This is a genomic window from Blastocatellia bacterium, assembly GCA_016713405.1.
Lineage (GTDB): Bacteria > Acidobacteriota > Blastocatellia > Chloracidobacteriales > JADJPF01 > JADJPF01.
On the sequence record JADJPF010000027.1, the window covers coordinates 167,252 to 187,416 of the forward strand.

Here is a 20,165-nt window from a genome sequence, read left to right on the forward strand (position 1 = left end):
TATTCTAAAATAATATCTTATTTAGGGCATTCAACAGCTTTAGCAGGTATTTTCTTATTAAGAGAAGCAATTTCTTCTTTAAGATTCTTTTGTAATGGGTTAAGTTGAAGTGCTAGTAAAAGTTCATAGCGAGCTTGTGAAAAAAGATTCATTTCAATATAAACTAATCCTAAATTGTAATGAGTTTGTGCTAAATTATTATTTAGGGAAATAGATTTGATTAAAAAATCTTTGGCTTCACATAATTTATTTTGAAATAATAAATTAGCACCATAAAGACTATAAATTTCTGCATTTTTAGAATCAAGTGATAGAGCTTTATCTAATACAGAAATAGCCTCATCATAACGATTTTGTTTATGTAAGATATTTGCTAAGCCTATAAGCGCGTCTATAAAAGTAGGGTTTAACTCAATTGCTTTTTTCATTCGTATAGCTGCTTGTTCAAAATCTTCTGCTTTTTCCAACATTAAAGCAGTTTCATATTCTAAACCTGGATCTGGAGCAGAATATTTAATAGCTAAAAGAAAAAACTCGGACGCTTTTTTATAATCTTGTTTTAAGTTATATACCCTACCCATTGTTACATGCCCAATTACAGAGTTAGGAACTAAAGAGAGTTCTTGATTTATTAAAGGCAATGCTTCTTCAATACGTCCCTGATCTATAAAAATTGTTGCTAATATTCCACAAACAGAGAGATAGCTAGGGTCAGAGGCAATAACAGCCTTAAAACATTCCTCTGCTTTAGCAAGGTCTCCTTTTCTTTGATATGCTAGACCTAAGAAAAACCTATGAAATACTAATTTATTGTCATATTTGGCTGCGGAATTTAATACAGATATATCTGTAAGAAAATCTTGGTTACGAAAATAAGTTCGTACAGAAGATAGTAATAGAATAAAAATAGATAATATAATAGATAATTTTTTCCAACCTAATTGATAAAACCAATATAGAGTAATAGCAAAAAGTAAACAAATAGAAAGAGAAGCTAAATATATAACTCTTTCTGCAATCAAGATACCAATAGGGAAAACTATATTTGATATTACACTAGTAACAATAAAGAAAAATAATAAAGAAAAAGCTAAAAGAGGTCTTTTATTTACTTGCCAAATACCTATTAAAATAATAGTAAATATTATTAATAGAGCGAGTATTACGGATAAAGAAAGAGAAGTTTGTTTAGGAATAGTTGTATAGGTATATATTGTAAGTAAATCTTTAGGCCAAGCTAAAATCTTAAAATACATCAAATATCCTAAACTCATTGTGTAAATTCGAGTAAAAATACTGTCACCAGCAAAAAATTGTGCTTGTTCTGAAGTAGGTACTCCTATAGCCTTAACTACATAGCTACGTAGTATTAAGAAAGGAATTGTAATTAAAATATAGCCTATTAATTTACTATTGGGTTTTAGCCTTTTTATCCAAGTTGATTCTGTACAAAATTGTACTAAAAATAAAATACCAATAAAAATAATTCCATTTTCTTTAGAGAAGAGAGAGAGAAAATAAGTAATTAATGATAAAATATAAAAGTATTTATTTTCTATAGACTTTGTATAAAACATCCAAGCAATTAGTATAAAGAAGGTGCATAAAAGTTCTGGTCTACCATATATAGCGGCTACAGCTTCAGAATGTACTGGATGAATAGCAAAGAGTAAAGAAGTAAATAAAGATATAAATATATTTTTACAATAGAAATTACATAACCAATAAATTAACAAACAATTTATAATATGAAGTATTATATTAACTAAATGATAACCATAAGGATCTAAACCATTTACTGCATAATTTAAGGCATAAGATACATTGGTTATAGGTCGATAACCTCCTGCCTTATCATTTTTATTAAAATAAGGTTCAAAGAATAGATCTGGTATAAATGATAAAGACTTAATATTGTATTTTTCTACTATCAAACTATGATCATCAGAAATAAATTCACCTAATAAACTATTTGAAAAACAAACTAAACCTGTTAAAACTATAACTAAAATAATTAATATATTTTGATTATTTTTTTTGAAGAAACAGAATTTTGTTGATTAAAATTAATAGCATCAACAAGAGGTTGTAGAAATTTAAGTTTCATAATAGATTTTAAGTTGTGAAAGTAAGAAAAAGATATTTGTATAGGTTTTAAGCTTTTTAACTAAACATAAAACCTTTAGGAAAAGGTTATTTTAACTTTTATAAGATATAAAATGCAAAAAAAATATTTGGTTTTTATATTATTGATTTTAGTAGCATTAGCACAGGTTTTTGCTAATGAAGACAAAATATTTGGTTATAAAATTAGTCCTAACTTTGAAAAAATACTCCAAAAAAATAAAATCAGTTATGATGTAAAAGATAAAATTGCTATGCGTATACTTGCTGATTATGGAGCAGTCTTTACTGCACAAAATCAAGCAATAGTTCCTGCCTATATAATTTTTCCTGATGCTGAAGCTGTAAATAAATGGCAAGCTAGCGTCAAATCAGAAAAGAAAACTTTAAGTGGTATTTCTATAGAATTGCAAAGCGTAGCAATGAAAGCTTTGTTAGCTGCACAAGTGACAGCTAAGGAGTCAAAATTAACTATTAGTCCAAATGGTTCTACGGCTGCGGCACGTAGCTATGAAGATACAGCTAAATTGTGGCGAAGCCGCGTTGATCCGGGCCTAAGTTTTCATCTTAGGCAAAAACATATTTCTGCTACCGAAGCAGAAACAATTAGGAAACTTTCCCCTAAAGATCAAATTCCAGAAATTCTTAAATTAGAAGCAAAAGGATTTTATTTTAGTAAAAGTTCAGATAAATCTATTTTATATTCTGTTGCTGCTGTTGGTACTTCACAACATATTTCTTTACTAGCTTTAGATGTTAAAGAGCATAATAATCAACAAGTAAGGACAATTTTAGCACAACATGGATGGTTTCAAACCGTTGTTTCTGACCAACCACATTTTACTTATCTAGGAGTAACGGAAGATAAGCTGCCTTCATTAGGGTTAAAAAAAGTTGCTAATGGTGGTAGAATCTATTGGTTGCCAGATATTGAGGTTATTACTAGATAGTAATGCTTATATATATTTAATTAAACTCTACCGCTGTTACTTTCCCAAAAATAAACCCCCCAAAGCCTATTTTTTAAGGAGTTTACCTGCTATGTTGGAAACAGTACTTGATCAAACTATTGCTAAAGAAACTTACGATATAATTTTTCCTCAATTAGAAGCTAGATTAAGCGAGTTACAACGAGAAGCTAGAAATAAAGCTATTCCAGTTGTAGTTGTTTTTGAAGGCTGGGATGCTGCTGGCAAAGGGACACTTATTAATAGTTTAATGCAGCCATTAGATCCAAGAGGATTTAAGGTTTGGTCAATTAATTTACCTACACAAGAAGAGCTTTATCATCCTTTTCTTTGGAGGTTTTGGACAAAATTACCAGCACGAGGAGCTATAAATATCTTTGATCGTTCCTGGTATGGTCGGGTATTGATTGATAGAGTAGAAAAATTAATAGGAAAAAAAACATGGAAAGAATCTTATGAAGAAATTCTTAATTTTGAGCGTCAGCTAACAGATGATGGAATGGTTTTAGTAAAATTTTGGATACATATTGATAAAGAAGAACAATATAAAAGATTTAAGAAAATAGAAAAAAATCCAGCAGAGTCTTGGAAAATAACTAAACAAGATTGGCAACAACATAAAAAATATGATGATTATTTAGTTGCAGTTGAAGAGATGTTAGCACGTACCAGCACACCAGATGCTTCTTGGACAATAGTTAAAAATCATGACAAGCGATATGGGCGGGTTAAAATTTTTCAAACTTTAATAGGTGCAATTGAGCAAGCAATTAATTTACAGGAACAAAATAAATTATTGATAGAAGCTAAACAAAACCTTTCTCAGCCAGAAAAAGCTTCTTATTTGCCTGATGTTGTGGTGGCAGATTCAGTCTTAAAAACTACAGATTTAACAAAGAGGTTACTTAGAGAAGAATATCAAGAGCAAGTAAAAACATTGCAAGAAAAACTTCGAGCATTAGAACATGAGATTCACCGTTACCGAATACCAGTAATTATTACTTATGAAGGTTGGGATGCTGCTGGTAAGGGCGGAAATATCAAACGATTAACAGAAAATCTTGACCCGCGAGGTTACGCTGTAATACCTGTTGCTGCACCTACTAGCGAAGAAAAAGCCCATCATTATGTTTGGCGATTTTGGCGCAGTATTCCTAAAGCAGGACATATTACTATTTTTGACCGTACTTGGTATGGTCGGGTACTAGTAGAAAGGGTAGAAGGTTTTTGTAAGCGTCATGAATGGCAAAGAGCATACAAAGAAATTAATGAATTTGAGCGTCATTTAACTTCTTATGGGACAGTTTTAGTAAAATTTTGGTTACATATTGATCCAAGTGAGCAATTAAAACGCTTTCAGGAACGCCAAGAAACCCTAGTAAAAACATGGAAAATTACTGATGAAGATTGGCGAAATCGTGAAAAATGGGCTGAATATGAAAAAGCTATTTGTGAAATGCTTCAACGAACTAGCACTAGTTATGCACCTTGGACAATTATAGAATCTGTAGACAAATACTATGCACGAATTAAAGCTTTACAAACCGTTGTAGACTCTATTGAGACAGCCTTAAAAGAAAAACGTAAAAAATAATAGAAAAAATAAAATCCCAACAAAGTTAATTTGCCGGGATTTTATTTAAGTAAATAAGACGAAATAAAAATTATAATTTATTCAGTTTGTCCAACTTGTTCAGTTTGTTGACTGGCTTCTCTATGGTTATCAACCACTTCTTTTAATGCTAAAAGTACTGCCCTAGCCCTAACGGAACTTGCAAATTTTCCTTGTGGATCAAGTGAAATAGATTCTTTTAAGTCATGAAAAGCTTCGGTTAGTTTTCCTTGATTAAAATAGATTTCTCCTCGTCCAGCTAAAGCATCAATATTACCAAAGTTAAAATCTAGTGCTTTTGTATATTCTTCACAAGCTTGATCATATTCCTCTAATTTGTGATGAACTGCGGCCAAATGACAATGAAAAACGCTATCATAAGGATCTGCTTCTACTAGACCTCGATAAATTTGTTTGGCTTGTTCTAATTTACCAGAAGAAAGCATTTGATAACCTACACCAGCAATTGCATAAAGTGATTGACGAGAAAGTCCCAAAAATTCAGCAAAAGTAATTTCCCCATTAACTAATTGTTCTGCAAGTTCATAGGGAATTTCAACTTCTGGGGCAGCAGTTTGCTCAGACATAAAAACTCCTACTAGTTAAGGTTTTGGTTAAAGCGACCAAGAGAAATTTGATTAGAAAGATTCATAATCTTAGCTAAGGCAACAAAAATTTCTCCAATAGCTTCTAGTGATTTACCAAGGTCATTTTTGCTGCGTTTTTGTGCAAATGGATTTGGCTTGGATTTTTCTAAAATATCGCCCATTGTGTCAAACATCTTACCTAAAGCATCAAAAATTGCTTTTGCCCATTGTTGACCACCGCCAAATTTTTGGGTAGTTTGAACTAAAGGAGCAATATCTTGACCAAGTTTGAATGATTCACCACCATTGACACTACCAACAATTTCTTTACCCTTAAATGTCCATTGTGCAGTATTACGACCCATTACAATGACATCTTTATTACCAAAATTATTCACATTAGCAAAACCATCTGGAGTAACTTGCCCAATTTTACCTTTACCTTTATCAATGTCTGTTACTAAAACTCGGTCATTACCGCTAATGATTTCTAGTTGTTTGCTAACAGTCATATCTTTACCCCAGGGGGCAGTAGTTACATTGATACGAGTTCCATCACCAAGTACAAAAGTAGTATCACGTTTAAAATCAAAAACTTCTTTACCATCTAATCTTACGTGTGGATCACCCCAAACTTCTGTTTTATGACCATCTGGGCCAGTAATGTTCCAATCAAATTGTCCTACTGGTTCGATTTTATAACCACCAGGTGTAGTAATAACACCATTTTCTGATTTTAAGTTACCTGCTGGATGACAACTATTTTCAACTTTTGGAGGCTGCACTGGAGCAGGTTGACAGGATTGAGGGGGTTGGGATTGTAGTTGGGCAACTAAATCTCCAATGGACTCTAATAAAGAACCAACACTTTCTAATAATTTGCCTACTTCTGCACTAACATTTGTTTCTTCTGCACCGCGTTTTTGCCAACAACCACGAATATTATTGATTTCATTGCGCCAAGGATCCCCTGCCATTGTATTATTAACTTGTCCAAATGCCATAATTATATTCCTCCCAATATGGTTTTATTTAATAATTATCTAAGAATTTAATGAATGTTTACAATTTGTAATTTTGATTTACACCCCCTGTTTTCGGCAAAAGTTAGTTGTAAGTTGCTTACAGCTAGCAAGCTATTAATTTAATATTTTATTTAACAAAATAAATCTAAGCTTGATTTGATTTATCCAAAAGTATAAAATCTTGATGCTTATTTTGACTGATATAAGTTTTATTATAACTCACTAAAAATCAATAAATTACATCTTTAATAAATTAAATATTTTGTAACCTAGTAAACTATTAATTACTTACATTACAAAACTTAATCACTAAAGATTTTACTAAATTAAAATTTGTTAAGGTTAGTTCTATGGAAAATTTTGATCAAAATGTTTTAGCTCCAGGTGAAATTTTAGATGGGCAATATAGAATTGAAAAAGTTTTAGGTAAAGGTGGAATGGGGGTAGTTTATTTAGTTCGCCATACACTTTTAAATGACTTAAGAGCAATAAAATTAGTTTTACCTAATTTAGCTAACCAACAATATATACAACGCTTTTTACGTGAAGGACAGGTTGCTTGTCTAGTACGCCATCCTAATATTATTAATATCTATGATTTACGCGTGACAACAGATGGCACAGTCTATATGGTGATGGAATATTTTGATGGGCATACTTTAGCAGAAGAACTAAAAAGTAGAAAAAATTTACTCCCCAAGATGCTTTTGAAATGCTTGAACCAATTGCTAATGCTTTAGAAATTGCTCATAAAAATGGTGTTATACATCGAGATGTTCATCCTTCTAACATAATGATCAAGGAAATAAGCCAAGGAAAATACCATGCAAAATTGTTAGACTTAGGGCTTGCAAAAGTACGTCCTACAATTTCTTCGGCTGAAGAAGCTAAATTTACTCAACTAACCATGGTAGGGCAAATTCTAGGCACACCTTACTATATGTCACCAGAGCAATGGGAGCCAAAATCTGAGTATGAAGACAATATTGATGGTCGAACAGATATTTATAGTTTAGGAATAGTTTTTTATGAACTTATTTCAGGTCGAAAACCTTTTGTAGGACAAACAATGCAAAATTTAGCTTATCAACATTTTGCTATCACGCCTCCAAGCTTGCATGAGGTTGATCCAAATGTTCCTAAAGCTTTTAGTGATGTGATTTCTCAAGCAATGTCAAAGATGGCTGAACATAGGCAATCAAGTGTTGAAGAGATGTTTACACAATTAAGAGAATCTCTTTTCTCAAAACCTATTACAAATACTGGGCCTCATAAACCTATAGAAAGAAAAATAATAGTTAAACATTTGTCAGGGTCAAAAAAAGGACAAATAGAGGAATTTGTATTAAGTATGACACAAGAAATAACTTTTGGACGAGATCCTATATCAAAAGTTGCTTATGACCCTTATAAAGATGATGTGATTGCACGCAATCAAGCCAAAATAATATTTAATGGAAATGACTTTAATTTAATAGACAATAACAGTCGTAATGGTACATTTGTTAATAATCAGCAAGTTAGAGGTTCCATAAAAATACAAGAAGGAAATAAAATTAGATTTGGCAATACTGGGCCAGAATTTATCTTTGATTTAAGCCCCCTTCCTATTCCTCCTACACAAGTAACAGCAATGCCTATGACAAAATTTGGTGCTAATGATTTGTTTGCTACTTTAACAGAAAGAATAGTAATTAAACATTTAACAGGTTCAAGAGCAGGTCAAGAAGATATTTTTCCTACTAGGGATTTACAAGAAATAATTATTGGACGAGATCCCTTATCAATGATTAAGTATGATTCACTAAAAGATGATTTGGTTAGTACAAAACATGCAAAAATATTTTTAGAACCTAGTGTTCCTATAAAATATGCGCTAGTAGATCTTAATAGTCGTAATGGAACATTCCTTAATAAACAAAGGATTATGGCTAAAACACTTATAAAATCTGGTGATAAGGTTCAACTTGGGGCCAGTGGCCCGGAGTTTGAATTTAATATTTGCTAATTTTTTGAATCTTCTTTTCGCAAAGTAATTTGTTCGGATGGAGTGATTTTCTCTGTTTCAGGTTTTGGTTTGTTTTTTGATTTATTCTCTGAAATTATTATTGTTGCTGACTCACTAGCAACAGTTGAAGTTTTAGTGTTTATTTTTTCTAAAGACTCTGTTTTAGCAATATTAGTTGATAAAGTTATAGAAGTTTTTGCTATCTCACTAAAAACTTCGCCTACCTCTTTTAATGTTGCTCTTTGTTCAGGATTTTTATTAAGTGTTTTAAGAACAATACTTTCTAGTTTCTCATCAATATTTGGGTTAAAACTTTTTAGACTTTTAGGTATTTGCAGTAAGTGTGCTGTTTTAATATCATAAAAACTAGCTAAATTACCTACAAAGGGAAATTGACCTGAAAGCATTTGGTAAATCATTACACCTAAACTATAAATATCTGAACTTTCGTTATAACTTTTAAGCATTAATCTTTCAGGTGCCATATATATAGGCGTACCAATTAAACCTCCTGTTTTAGTAAGATCATTAGCCAAGCCATCAGCCAAGTTATCAGGGGCATTTATTAATTTAGCAATGCCAAAATCTACTACTTTAACAATTTCTCCTTCACTGCTTTGATGTAAAAAAATATTGTCTGGCTTTATATCTCTATGAAGTAGTCCTGTTGCATGAGCTTTTTCTAAAACTTTACAAATAGGTACTATTATTTCTGCACACCTTTCTAGCGTTAATTTACCTTTAGTACGCAGTTCCATTTTTAAGGTTTGTCCTTGTAGTAGTTCCATTACTAAATATGGAATACCTTCAGAAGAAATACCTGAATCTAAAACAGCTACAGCATTTAGATGATTTACTCTACAAGTTGAAATTGCTTCTTGTTGGAAGCGGGCTAAATTTTCTACTGAATCATTACCAGGTGAAGGGGAAAAAACTTTAATTGCTACTTCACGGTTTATATTAAGATTTACTGCTCTATAAACGGCTCCAAAACCACCTGTTCCAATTTTTTCTTCTAAGCGATATTTTCCATCTAATGTTGTACCTGGTAAAGCTTCAGAAAGAGCCGCAAAAATACGGTTAGCTTTTTGGTTTAATTCTAATAATTCAGCATAATTTTTAGCTAATTCTTGGTTCTTTTTAGCTAATACTTCTCTTTGTTTATCTATTTCTGAAGTTCTTTCTTCTACTTTTTTTTCTAATTGCTTATTTCTTACTTCTACTAAATTTAAGTTATAACGGTGAATACCATAGATACTACTAATTGAAAACACTAGGTAAAAAAGATAGGCTCCATTAGTTTGCCAAAATGGTGGGGAAATATGAATTTTAATTGCTACACCGTTTTGATTCCAGAGATCATCATTATTTGAGCCTATGACTTGAAAGGTATAATCACCTGGAGCAAGGCGAGAATATTTAGCAAAACGTTGTTTGTTATCATAAGTTGACCATTGTTTTTCTAAGCCTTCTAATTTGTATAAATAATTATTTTTTTCTGGATGAGTAAAATTAAGTGCTGAAAACTCAAAGAATAAGAAATTTTCATTATAATTTAGGTTTAATTGATAAGAGGATGGCAAGAATTTCTTATCAGAAATAATTTTGGCGTTTTCATCTAAAATCTTAAAATCTGTCAGAACAATGTTAGGAATAAACAAGTTATTTTTTATTTCTTCAGGGTAAAAACGATTAAACCCATTTATACCACCAAAAAACATTTCTCCTGAACTGCTCTTAAAATATGCTCCATAATTAAATTCATTGCTTTGCAACCCATCATTAGCATCATAAGTCCAGAATTGATTATTTTTAGGATTGTATTTTACTAAACCTCTATTAGTGCTTAACCAAAGACATTCTTGGCTATCTTGTAATATTCCATAGATATGATTATTAGGTAACTTATTATTATCCAAAGGTGTAGAAAATTGCTCTTTTTGTGGGTCAAATTTATTTAAACCATTGTTTGTCCCAAGCCACAACACACCATCTTTATCGCTAAAAACTGAGTTTATTTGATTACTGATTATACTATTAGGATTTTCTAGATCATTTAAGTATATTTTAGTAATAGCATTTATTGTTGGATCATAACTACAAAGTCCATTAATAGTAGCAATCCAGATTTTTCCTGTTTTATCTTCGCAAATATCTATAATTCGATTGCTACTAAGACGATTTTTTGCTTCTTTAGAATCTTTTTCATAAATAGATAGACTTAAAGACTTAGGATCAAATAGATAAACTCCTGTGTTTTGAGAACCAAGCCATAGTTTGTCTTTGCTATCTTGATAAATTCTAGTAATCCTAAGAGTTTGTAAGATTGGAGGTAAATTTAATGTGTCTGTAATAAACTTTTCTAGTTTTGTATCATAAGCACTTAAACCTTTATCTGTACCAATCCAAAGTAACCCTGATGAAGTAGCAAAAAAAGATCTAATCCGTTTGCCAGTTAATTCAGGTGATATTTTTGGGTTTGGATGAAAGATTATAGGAGGGCTGTTTTTTGTTTTATATTGTCTTAGTTCATCTAATTTGCTAACCCAAAGCGTTTCTGTTAAATCCTCAACAATTGCTACTACAGAATTATTAGACGAGTATTTTTCATATGGCTTACTGTTAGTGGTCAGAAAACGTTTACTAATAGGATCAAATTTATTAACCCCCCCATCAAGCGTACCTAACCACATAGTGCCAGTATAATCAAAAAAAATCTCATGAATAAAATCGCTGTTTAAGCCTAAAGATGTATTTTTGTCTTTTTGGTAATGTGTAAATTGCTCAGTTTTTGGATCAAACTGTAGTAGCCCTTTAGTTGTACCAATCCAAATAAAACCTAAAGCATCAGCACAAGCAGTATAAATTGTATTAGCTACTTCATCAATTACAGGAATAGAATAGGAAAAAAAGCTGTCTGTTTTTTTATCATACTTACATAAAGTTTCTTTTGTAGTTATCCAAAAAGTTCCATTTTTGTCTTCTAAAATTGATGAAATTAGATCTTTACCAGTATTAGTAATAGGTTTTAAGGAAAAATTTTTAGATTTTTCATCAAATAAATTTAGACCATTACTTGTACCAACCCATAAATTTTCATCTTTGTCTTGGTAAACTGCTGTTATGTGGTTACTACTAATGCTTTTAGAGTTGTTTGGATCATTCTTAAAAATAGATATAGTATTAGTACGCCCATCTAATAAATTTAACCCGCTTCCAGGGGTTGTAAGCCAAATTCTTTCTAGCTTATCAATATATATTTTTACTATAGAATTACCACTTAAACTATTTGCTTTATTTGGTGAAGAGTTAAAACTGTTATTTTTTCTGTTTTAATATCTAGTTTATTTAGTCCACCATTGTTAGTTGCAATCCAAATATTCCCAGCATTATCTATTGCAAGATCAGTAATATAGCTATTAGAAAGCGAATTAGGATTATTTTTTTGGTTTCTAAGAATATAAAAGTTATAACCATCAAATCTATTTAACCCATCATTAGTGCCAAACCATAAATAACCCTGTTTATCTTGGGTAATACAATTAACTGTGTTCATAGATAGACCATCATCTATAGTTAAATTCTCAAAAACTAAAGGTTTTTGCTGTCCATTTACATTATTTGTCAAAATAGTTAACAAAATAAATGTAAACAGTAATCTAGCTATAAACACAAAAACTCCTGTTGATTTTGCTTAATCAACTTTTATATTTTGGGGCTATTTAGTTAATGGAACTAAAATAGTAGAGCTTTCTAAACCTGTAGTTCCAACAAGTTTTAATTCTATATTTGGGTCTTCTCGTAGTTCTACAGGTATAAGTACAGTAATTTGATCAACTATTGAGCTACGAAAATTTCTATCTTCTAAAATATTTAAAAACTTACCATTAGCAGTAACCTTTACACCTCTTGCCAAATCTACACCTAAGAGTTTTAGCTTGAAAAACTTGTTAGAATTATTCTTAACTCGTTTAATATCAATTGCTACTGGTGCTAGAGGCTGAAATGTTGTGCTAGCTGTTAGTCCATTATCTATAAACTGCAATGTAATTTTTTCTTTTAAGTCTGTTGGTAGCAAAATACGTAAATTAGTTTTACTAATAAATTGAACAGGGACTTGTTCTTGTCTTGATGGCGATTTAAGCATCACTTGAGTAGAAAGAGAAAAGTTTTCACCATAAACATCAAGACCTTGAGATTTGTTGCTAATCACCTTTACCGCTTCTGCAAGAGTACGAACTTTTAATTCTGTTTCTACTGGATCTTTAGGATCTGCAACCGTAACAATAAAAGTCTGGAGGTCGGCTTTTCTTCCATCAGATGCAAAGGCAATAAAAACACCTCGACCAGGATCTATAGCCTTTATTTCTGCATTATTGCCAAAGAAACGCCCATTTACTAACCTAGAAGCATAAGCTAAATAAAGAAAATTATAAGTTAACGGACGATTTTCTGGAGACTCAGCAACAAAAAATAGCTTGGCTTTTTCCTTAAGTTGTAGCTTTATATCTTCTAATTTATTAACAAAAGTTGGTGGTAAAGTGTCGTCGTTGTCACCAATTACCCTAAAAGCATAGGCTACAAACTTAATTCGTCCAGCAAAAAGCCTAAATACTCCACCTTCATTGGTAGAAAAAATTTCTGCTATGCTAACAAAAAATATTGCTACACCTGGATTTTGTCCTGTAATGTTCCAGTTAACAATAGAAGGGTCTGGAGAGCCTAAAACATCAATAATTATTGGTGCTTCACGTGCAATTTGTTTTTTAGGCTTACGGCCTGCATCAAGCTCTATTCGCGTATTAAGAGCTATTACACCTCCAAAATAAGGGTCGTTTTCCTCATCACTAAAAGAAAAATTAAAAAGCTTTTGTTCTCCTACTCTTAAAGTCCTGATTTCTGGCGCGATTTCAAAAGTAGGGGCTTGGTTATCGCCTAATAAAGGTTGGATAGATGTTTTATCTAGGTTTAGCTTTTCCAAATTGCCAAACCGAGTTTCTTTTGTTAACTCGCTTGCCCCACTGCCAAAAAGTTGTGTTTGAAATTGTGCCTCTAGTTCTACTTGGGATATAGGCAAGTTAGCCGAGTTTTGCGCTAAGGTTTGGCTAACAAATATAAAAGGTAAAATAGCTAGATAAAATAATTTTATCAATTTAGGTAGTTGCATAAAATACCTCTAAGTTTTATAAAAATTTGCAATTAATTTGTTTTATGGTTAGATGATTTTACCATATTTATTTTATTGAATACTCACCTAATTTTGCAAGTCTCTCTTTAGCTCCAAGCAAAGTTTCATCGCGTTTACAGAAAGCAAATCTAACTTGTTGACTACCTGCTTGCGGGTCAATATAAAATGAGCTACCTGGTACAACAGCCACACCAATTTCTTTAATTAAAAAATGGGTAAACTCCACATCATTTGCAAAACCAAAATTGCTAATATCCGTCATTATGTAATAAGCTCCTTTAGGAGCAAAAACTTGAAATCCAGCCGACACTAACACTTCTAAGAGTAAATCCCGACGAGCTTGATAATGAGCAGCCAAATTATCATAGTAACTTACAGGTAGTGACATTGCTGTTATTCCAGCTTCTTGAAGCGGTGCTGCCGCACCAACAGTAAGAAAATCATGAACTTTGCGAATTGCATTAGTAATGTCTGGCGGTGCAATTGTATAGCCAATACGCCAACCCGTCACAGAATAGGTTTTAGACATTCCATTAATTGTAATTGTACGCTCTCGCATTCCATCTAAAGTAGCAATTGCAATATGTTTAACCCCGTCATAAATAATATGCTCATAAATTTCATCGGTAATTGCTAAAACATTCCACTTTTGGCAAAGTTCAGCAATAAATTGTAATTCTTCTAGAGTAAAAACTTTGCCTGTAGGGTTGTTAGGGTTACAAATAATAATTGCTTTAGTATTGTTATTAAAAGCTTCTGCTAGCTTTTCACGGTCAAAAGACCAATCTGGCGGGGCTAAATCAATAAATTTTGGAGTTGCACCAGACAAAATAACATCAGGCCAATAGTTTTCATAGTAAGGGGAAAAAATAATTACTTCGTCTCCTGGGTTAGTAATTGCCATCATTGCAGCAATCATAGCCTCAGTCGAACCACAAGTAACACAAATTTCACGGTCTGGATCAACATCTAAACCTAAGTACCATTTAACTTTAGTTGCAATTGCGTCACGAAAAAGCTTTGTTCCCCAAGTAATAGCATATTGGTTAACATCAGCCTCAATTGCTTTAATTGCAGCTTGTTTAAGTTCCATAGGAGCAGAAAAGTCAGGGAAACCTTGAGACAAGTTTATTGCTCCATATTTATTAGCCTGACGGGTCATTTCTCTAATTACAGATTCAGTAAATTTTTCTGCCTTATATGAAAGTATTTGTTTAGACATAAATGTCTCCTAGTTGATAAAAGAATTAGTAATCTTAGCAAAAGATATTGATATTGACCATTTCATTAAGTACATGCCAAAATGCTAAGTTTCAATCCGCCAATAATTTTCTTACTTTTTAGGTAGTTGATTTAAAAAAACTATTTGATGTCACATAGTGACATTTGATAATAGCCCTGTCCTTTAGGGTAGGGTGTTAAATTTACAAAAAGGAATATATGAGAAATTTAATTAATCGTCCTCGACGCTTGCGCCGTAGCGAAACTATCCGCGCTTTAGTACGAGAAACACATTTAACGCCAAATGATTTTATTTATCCTCTATTTGTTTGTGAAGGTGAAGGTATACGGCGGGAAATTAGCTCTATGCCAGGTCAATATAACCTTTCCATTGATGAGCTAGTAAAAGAAGCACAAGAAGCACATAGTTTTGGGGTTCGTTCAGTAATTTTATTTGGCTTGCCAAAGGAAAAAGACCCTCACGGCACAGATGCTTTTGCCGAACAAGGTATTGTACAAAGGGCTATCAGAGCCTTAAAACAAGAAGTAAAAAATTTAGTTGTAATTGCCGACAATTGTTTATGTGAATATACTGATCATGGACATTGTGGAGTAGTAGCAGATAATGATGTCTTAAATGACCCTACGTTAGATTTACTAGCTAAGGCTGCTGTAGCACAAGCTCAGGCAGGAGCAGACATTATTGCCCCTTCTAATATGATGGATGGTTTTGTTGAAGCTATCAGAGAGGCTTTAGACGAAAACAATTTTGAACATATTCCTATACTTTCCTACGCTGTAAAATATGCTTCGGGCTTTTATGGCCCATTTCGTGAAGCTGCTGCAAGTGCGCCCCAATTTGGCGATCGCCGTTCTTATCAAATGGATCCAGCCAACTCACGCGAAGCAATGATAGAAGCAATGCTAGACCTAGAACAAGGTGCTGATATGTTAATGGTAAAACCTGCATTAGCTTATTTAGACGTGTTAAGCCGGCTTAGAGAACGCTGCGATTTACCACTAGCTGCTTATCAAGTAAGCGGTGAATATGCAATGATTAAAGCTGCCTCAAAAATGGGTTGGTTAGATGAAACCCGGATTATGTGGGGAGACTCTTACCTCTATTAAACGTGCTGGAGCAGACCTGATTTTAACTTACTATGCTAAAGAAGCTGCTCGCCAACTTTAATTTTTTATAGGGAAAATAAATCATGAAACTTACTAGGCTATTAATTTTATTAATTTGTCTGTTTATAACTACAAGTTATGTTTATGCTGAACGCCCACAAATCTATGCTTTAACCAATGCTAAAATTGTTGTTGCTCCAGGAAAAGTTATTGAAAAAAGGAACAATTGTTTTACGTGATGGACTAATTGAAGATGTTGGAGCAAATATTACTGTTCCTGCTGATGCTGTAGAAATAGATTTAGCTGGCAAAACCATCTATCCTTGGCTTAATTGATATTAATGTTGGGCTTAAGAATTTACGTCGAATTGCTGCAAGTCCAACTACTAGAGGCGCGGCGGCTCAAGCTACCCAAGCACAACGAAATGAACCCGCAGCCGGAGCCGTACACCCTTTAACTAGAGTGCGGCCAGAAAATCGAGTTAGCGAACAGCTTATTCCTTTTGAAGCGGAAAATAAAGATTTAGAATCTTATCGTAGTTTAGGCATTACTACAGTATTGCTAACTCCTGAAACAGGCATCTTTCGTGGCGAAAGTGCTTTAATTAACTTAAAAGAAACCACATCTGTTTCTAACCTGATTTTAAGAGATGCTGTTGCTCAACATGTTGCTTTTGAATTTGGTTTTTTTGGTGCTAGTTATCCATCAAGCTTATTTGGTGCTGTAGCGGCTTTTCGACAAGCAATGCTAGATGCAAATCGCTATAAAACTTGGCAAGAACGCTATAAAGCCAACCCTATAGGAATGAAACGACCAGAGCAATCAACAGCTTTTGATGCTTTAGTTCCTGTGTTAAATCGCTCTAGATTAGTTGTTTTTGAACTTTCAGATAACAAAGATATTTTATTAGCAGATAGACTAGCTAAAGAATTTAACTTAAATACTATAATTTCTAGCTCTGGCAATGAATGGGAGCTTTTAGAAGACATAAAAGGCTTAAAACAAACTTTTGTTTTATCTGTTGCTTTTCCTGACAAACCAAAAATAGATGAAGCAGACGAAGCCACAAATGTTTCATTAAAAGAACTACGTCGTTATGTAAACGCTCCAGAAAATCCTAAACGCCTTTTTGATGCAGGTATTCGCTTTGCGTTTACTACTAATAACTTAAGAAATAAAGCAGATTTTAGTAAAAATATTCGCAAAATAATTGCAGCAGGTCTTTCACTAGACAATGTGCTAGCGGCTTTTACCACAACACCAGCAGAAATCTTGGGCGTTTCTAACTCATTAGGCACACTTGAAAAAGGCAAAATTGCTAATTTAATTGTTGCAAATGGTGAGCTTTTTGGAGAAAAAACCAAAATAGAAAATATCTTTGTTGATGGTGTTAAATATGAGCAAGATAGCAAAAAGCCAATGTTGCCAGAAGCGGCTGAACCAAAGGAAGGGGAATAGAAAATCTATGAAAAAGACAGTTGCACAAATAATTTGTTTCTTTTTAATTATCACTTTGTTTTATCCAATTACTTTGGCTCAAACCAAATCACCAAATGCAAAACAAAAAGCCGAGCAAGCTAAATCTTCAGTTGTTTTAGTTAAAAATGCTACCGTTTGGACTATGGCTAAACAAGGTCTTTTACAGAAGGCTGACTTTTTAGTTCGTAATGGGAAAATTGCTGAAATTGGAGAAAATATAGCTCCACCAGCAGGGGCAATAGTTATTGACGCTACAGGAAAACACTTAACCCCAGGGCTAATTGATTGTCATAGCCATTCAGCCGCACGCGGTGGGGTAAATGAAGCTGTTTATAGCATTAGTCCAGAAGTAAGAGTTGATGATGTTATTGATATGGAAGATCCAGATATTTACCGCCAATTAGCTGGTGGTCTAACTGCTGCTAATGTGCTTCATGGTTCGGCTAATGCTATTGGTGGTCAAAATGCAGTAGTTAAGCTTAAATGGAATGCTACTAGGGAAGATATGTTATTTAAGGATGCACCAGCAGGAATTAAATTTGCGTTAGGTGAAAATCCTAAACGCTCAAATTTTAATCCTCCAGGAGCAGAAAGACGCTATCCTAATACTCGAATGGGTGTAGAAGAATTAGTAAGGGAAAAATTCTTAGCTGCACGTGACTATATGAAAGAATGGGACGACTACAATAAATTAAATGATTCAGAAAAAGCACGTCAGCAACCACCTCGACGAGACTTACAGCTAGATGCGCTCTCAGAAATTTTACAGGGTAAACGCTTAGTGCATTCTCATTGTTATCGTCAAGATGAAATTCTAGCCCTAATTCGCCTAGCAGAAGAATTTGGTTTTCGCATCACAACTTTTCAACACGTTCTAGAAGGCTATAAGGTTGCTGACGAAATGGCACAACACGGGGTTGGCGGCTCAACCTTTAGTGATTGGTGGGCTTTTAAGTTAGAAGCTTATGATGCAATTCCTTACAACGGAACTATTATGAATAGTCGCGGTGTACTAGTTTCCTTTAATTCTGATTCTGGCGAACTAGCCCGACGAATGAATTTAGAAGCTGCTAAAGCTGTTAAATATGGCGGTCTGGATGAGGTAGAAGCACTTAAGTTTGTAACTCTTAACCCTGCTAAACAACTTAAAATAGACAATCGTGTAGGCTCTTTAGAAGTAGGAAAAGATGCTGATTTTGTTATTTGGTCAGGTCATCCACTTTCTGTTTACTCAGTTGCAGAACAAACTTGGGTAGATGGTGCTAAGGAATTTGACCGACAAGCAGACCTTGCCGAACGTGATTCCATTGAACAAGAACGTAAAGATCTAATTGAAAAAATTAAGGCTGAAAATAAAAAGCTAGATAAATCTAAAGCTGACAAACCCACATCTGATAACAAGGATTCAAAGCCAGAGGCTGATAAAAAAGTAGAAGATAAAGCAGAAGCTAAAACAGAAAATACAAAACCAAAGCGTCAAGTTCCATCTGCACAGCAAATCAATTATCAAGACCGATTATCAAAAACTAGCGAGTCATTTGCTATTGTTGGTGCAACAGTTCATCCAGTTAGCGGAGCAGCAATTACTAATGGTACAGTGATTTGTGAACAAGGAAAAATAAAGGCTGTTGGGACTAATTTGCCAATACCAAAAGGAGTAAAAGTTATTGATGGCAAAGGTAAACATCTTTATCCAGGTTTAATTGCTGCTAATACTTCTTTAGGTTTAATAGAAATTGGTTCTGTTAGTGGGAGTGTAGATTTAGCAGAAATAGGTAGTATTAATGCTAATGTCAACACAGAAATAGCTGTTAATCCAGACTCAGAATTAATTCCTGTAACCCGTGCTAATGGAATTACTCACGCGCTAACACGTCCTGAAGGAGGTTTAGTTAGCGGTAAATCGGCGGTAATTCGTTTAGATGGTTGGACTTGGGAAGATTTACGTGCTGGAGGAGATATTGCGCTGCATATCCAATGGCCTGCTATACCTCCACCAACGCGACCAACTACCGACCCAACACAGCTAACCCAACAAGAAGAGCGTAAGAAAGCTTATGAGAGAAATCTTAAGTCAATCAAAAAATCTTTTGAAGATGCAGAAGCTTACTTACAAGCAAAAAATGCTGCTGGTAAAGCAGGGGCTAAAACTTTTAAGGTAGACTCTAACCTTGAAGCAATGATTCCTGTTATTACAGGTAAAACACCTGTAATTATTCATGCTGAGGAAACACGTCAGATAAAAAATGCAATCAAATGGGCTGAAGAAGAAGGAATAAGGATGATTTTAGCTGGTTCAACAGATCTTTGGCGTGTAGCTGACCTGCTAAAAGAAAAACAAATTCCAGTAATTATTACAGGGATTCTTAACACTCCAGCGCGGGACGACGAGCCTTATGATACTGCATATGCTGTTGCTGCAAAGCTACATTCAAAAGGTGTTAAGTTTTGCATTGCTACATCTGGAGGTAATTTTGACACAGCATTTAGCCGTAACTTACCTTATCATGCAGCTATGGCAGCAGCCTTTGGTTTACCCAAAGAGGAAGCCTTAAAAGCAGTAACACTTTATCCAGCAGAAATTCTAGGTTTAGGTGCTAATTTAGGGTCAATTGAAGTAGGCAAATCAGCTAGCTTGATTTTAACTACAGGAGATCCTTTAGAAATTAGAACAAAAATTTTAGCTGAATATATCGATGGTCGAGAAGTTAAATTAAACAATAATAAACATTATCGACTTTATGAAAAATACAATAACCGTCCTAAGTATTAATGTGTTATAAAATAGCACAGAAGCTAAAAATTAAAGAGTAGGCTAGAATTA

Annotated in this window: 14 protein-coding genes and 2 pseudogenes; 8 read left to right on the top strand and 8 right to left on the bottom strand. The window is 33.4% G+C overall.

Annotated features, from left to right (window positions below):
• Window positions 1-17: 17 nt before the first annotated feature.
• On the bottom strand, window positions 18-1,934 hold the full coding sequence (locus IPK14_26480) for a tetratricopeptide repeat protein (GenBank protein ID MBK7996787.1): 1,917 nt from the start codon (window positions 1,932-1,934) through the stop codon (window positions 18-20).
• Between the two features lie 285 nt (window positions 1,935-2,219).
• Here IPK14_26480 and IPK14_26485 point away from each other — a divergent pair, with 285 nt between their 5' ends.
• The gene (locus tag IPK14_26485; protein MBK7996788.1) at window positions 2,220-3,074 is read left to right on the top strand and encodes a hypothetical protein; all 855 of its coding nucleotides are present in this window, start codon (window positions 2,220-2,222) and stop codon (window positions 3,072-3,074) included.
• Window positions 3,075-3,165: 91 nt separating this feature from the next.
• The gene (locus IPK14_26490) at window positions 3,166-4,686 is read left to right on the top strand and encodes a phosphate--AMP phosphotransferase (GenBank protein ID MBK7996789.1); all 1,521 of its coding nucleotides are present in this window, start codon (window positions 3,166-3,168) and stop codon (window positions 4,684-4,686) included.
• A 77-nt stretch (window positions 4,687-4,763) separates the two neighbouring features.
• Here IPK14_26490 and IPK14_26495 read toward each other — a convergent pair whose 3' ends face one another.
• Entirely contained in the window at window positions 4,764-5,291 is a 528-nt protein-coding gene (locus IPK14_26495) for a hypothetical protein (protein ID MBK7996790.1), read from the bottom strand.
• Window positions 5,292-5,302: 11 nt separating this feature from the next.
• Complete coding sequence (locus IPK14_26500; protein MBK7996791.1) at window positions 5,303-6,295, bottom strand: DUF1521 domain-containing protein; 993 nt, start codon at window positions 6,293-6,295, stop codon at window positions 5,303-5,305.
• 371 nt (window positions 6,296-6,666) lie between these two features.
• On the opposite strand from IPK14_26500, the gene IPK14_26505 reads away from it, so the two are divergent.
• Together IPK14_26505 and IPK14_26510 are read left to right on the top strand one after the other, a co-directional pair.
• Window positions 6,667-7,056, top strand: a complete 390-nt coding sequence (locus tag IPK14_26505) for a protein kinase (GenBank protein MBK7996792.1) — start codon at window positions 6,667-6,669, stop codon at window positions 7,054-7,056.
• Window positions 7,029-8,324: an FHA domain-containing protein gene (locus IPK14_26510; protein MBK7996793.1), complete on the top strand. Its 1,296-nt coding sequence runs from the start codon at window positions 7,029-7,031 to the stop codon at window positions 8,322-8,324. The genes IPK14_26505 and IPK14_26510 overlap by 28 nt, the downstream gene beginning before the upstream one ends.
• Here the strand turns inward: IPK14_26510 and IPK14_26515 are convergent.
• On the bottom strand, window positions 8,321-11,017 hold the full coding sequence (locus IPK14_26515) for a protein kinase (GenBank protein MBK7996794.1): 2,697 nt from the start codon (window positions 11,015-11,017) through the stop codon (window positions 8,321-8,323). The two genes, IPK14_26510 and IPK14_26515, sit on opposite strands and share 4 nt — an antisense overlap.
• A 283-nt stretch (window positions 11,018-11,300) precedes the next feature.
• Between IPK14_26515 and IPK14_26520 the strand changes: the two genes are divergently transcribed.
• The gene (locus tag IPK14_26520; GenBank protein MBK7996795.1) at window positions 11,301-11,438 is read left to right on the top strand and encodes a hypothetical protein; all 138 of its coding nucleotides are present in this window, start codon (window positions 11,301-11,303) and stop codon (window positions 11,436-11,438) included.
• Here the strand turns inward: IPK14_26520 and IPK14_26525 are convergent.
• The 4 genes and pseudogenes from IPK14_26525 to IPK14_26540 form a co-directional block, all read right to left on the bottom strand.
• Window positions 11,396-11,593, bottom strand: a pseudogene (locus IPK14_26525) (hypothetical protein). The gene IPK14_26520 and the pseudogene IPK14_26525 sit on opposite strands and share 43 nt — an antisense overlap.
• 11 nt (window positions 11,594-11,604) lie before the next feature.
• Complete coding sequence (locus IPK14_26530) at window positions 11,605-11,997, bottom strand: hypothetical protein (protein ID MBK7996796.1); 393 nt, start codon at window positions 11,995-11,997, stop codon at window positions 11,605-11,607.
• Window positions 11,998-12,042: 45 nt separating this feature from the next.
• Window positions 12,043-13,491, bottom strand: coding sequence for a hypothetical protein (locus IPK14_26535; protein ID MBK7996797.1), 1,449 nt, complete (start codon window positions 13,489-13,491; stop codon window positions 12,043-12,045).
• A gap of 67 nt (window positions 13,492-13,558) precedes the next feature.
• Window positions 13,559-14,734, bottom strand: coding sequence for an aminotransferase class I/II-fold pyridoxal phosphate-dependent enzyme (locus tag IPK14_26540; protein ID MBK7996798.1), 1,176 nt, complete (start codon window positions 14,732-14,734; stop codon window positions 13,559-13,561).
• A gap of 218 nt (window positions 14,735-14,952) precedes the next feature.
• On the opposite strand from IPK14_26540, the pseudogene hemB reads away from it, so the two are divergent.
• From hemB to IPK14_26555, 3 genes and pseudogenes are all read left to right on the top strand, one after another.
• Window positions 14,953-15,922: pseudogene (gene hemB, locus IPK14_26545) on the top strand (porphobilinogen synthase).
• Between the two features lie 402 nt (window positions 15,923-16,324).
• Complete coding sequence (locus IPK14_26550) at window positions 16,325-17,320, top strand: amidohydrolase family protein (protein ID MBK7996799.1); 996 nt, start codon at window positions 16,325-16,327, stop codon at window positions 17,318-17,320.
• Between the two features lie 7 nt (window positions 17,321-17,327).
• Window positions 17,328-20,114, top strand: a complete 2,787-nt coding sequence (locus tag IPK14_26555; protein MBK7996800.1) for an amidohydrolase family protein — start codon at window positions 17,328-17,330, stop codon at window positions 20,112-20,114.
• Window positions 20,115-20,165: the final 51 nt, after the last annotated feature.

Coding starts and splice junctions, on each gene's coding strand:
- IPK14_26485 (MBK7996788.1), top strand. CDS start 2,220: ATGCAAAAAAAATATTTGGTTTTTATATTATTGATTTTAGTAGCATTA.
- IPK14_26490 (MBK7996789.1), top strand. CDS start 3,166: ATGTTGGAAACAGTACTTGATCAAACTATTGCTAAAGAAACTTACGAT.
- IPK14_26495 (MBK7996790.1), bottom strand. CDS start 5,291: ATGTCTGAGCAAACTGCTGCCCCAGAAGTTGAAATTCCCTATGAACTT.
- IPK14_26500 (MBK7996791.1), bottom strand. CDS start 6,295: ATGGCATTTGGACAAGTTAATAATACAATGGCAGGGGATCCTTGGCGC.
- IPK14_26505 (MBK7996792.1), top strand. CDS start 6,667: ATGGAAAATTTTGATCAAAATGTTTTAGCTCCAGGTGAAATTTTAGAT.
- IPK14_26510 (MBK7996793.1), top strand. CDS start 7,029: ATGCTTGAACCAATTGCTAATGCTTTAGAAATTGCTCATAAAAATGGT.
- IPK14_26515 (MBK7996794.1), bottom strand. CDS start 11,017: ATGTGGTTAGGTACGCTTGATGGGGGGGTTAATAAATTTGATCCTATT.
- IPK14_26535 (MBK7996797.1), bottom strand. CDS start 13,491: ATGCAACTACCTAAATTGATAAAATTATTTTATCTAGCTATTTTACCT.
- IPK14_26540 (MBK7996798.1), bottom strand. CDS start 14,734: ATGTCTAAACAAATACTTTCATATAAGGCAGAAAAATTTACTGAATCT.
- IPK14_26555 (MBK7996800.1), top strand. CDS start 17,328: ATGAAAAAGACAGTTGCACAAATAATTTGTTTCTTTTTAATTATCACT.